Origin of the sequence: Mesorhizobium sp. M7A.F.Ca.CA.001.10.2.1 (assembly GCF_003998575.1) — a bacterium.
Lineage (GTDB): Bacteria > Pseudomonadota > Alphaproteobacteria > Rhizobiales > Rhizobiaceae > Mesorhizobium.
In genome coordinates this window covers 1-624 of record NZ_RZQY01001255.1, presented here as the reverse complement: position 1 = coordinate 624, position 624 = coordinate 1, and the positions used below count along the sequence as shown (strand labels likewise).

Here is a 624-nt window from a genome sequence, read left to right as displayed (position 1 = left end):
GTGGCAGGCAGATTGTGCAGCGACTGAAACGGCTTGCCCGCCGCATCCTTCCAGAACAGCTCGAGCTGATATCGTTTTGGATCGACCTCGCAAACGAGATAGCTGGTCGCCTCGAAGGTGAAGTCCCGGCATGGCGGCAGTGAAGCGGTCCACTGGCCAAATCCCATGCCAAATGCCGCCACCGACGGCAGTGCGCCCTTGGCCAATGCCAGCAGCAACGGCAATGATTGCAGGAGGGTCAGGAAATCCATGCGCTTACCGGAATCGAAGTTCGAGGTCCGGTACGGATATAACCTGTTTCAAGCGAGACTGTGAAAGGCTCTGGACTTAGGCAAGCCATCCCATGGCGACGCTCAACAACAAGACGATGCCGAGCAGGCCGCGATAGATGACGAACGGCCAGGCCGAGAAACGCTCCAGCACGTGCATCAGCCCCCATATGGCGAAGAAGGCGGAGATCGACGCAACGACCAGCCCGACAGCAAGCACCGACCAGCCATGGGCGTCGAGATGGACCTTGTGCAGTTCCCAGAGTTCCTTGAGGCCGGCGAGCGCGATGGCAGGCAGCCCGAGCAGGAATGAGAAGCGCGCCGCCTCGGCCCGCTTGAAGCCGAGCCCCAATGC

1 protein-coding gene and 1 pseudogene are annotated in these 624 nt (G+C 60.7%); both read right to left on the bottom strand.

Annotated features, from left to right (window positions below):
- Positions 1-251, bottom strand: a pseudogene (locus EN964_RS36490) (hypothetical protein); the annotation flags it as partial.
- A 76-nt stretch (positions 252-327) separates the two neighbouring features.
- Positions 328-624: undecaprenyl-diphosphate phosphatase (locus EN964_RS36485; protein ID WP_281059608.1), on the bottom strand; the 297-nt coding region annotated here is incomplete at its 5' end.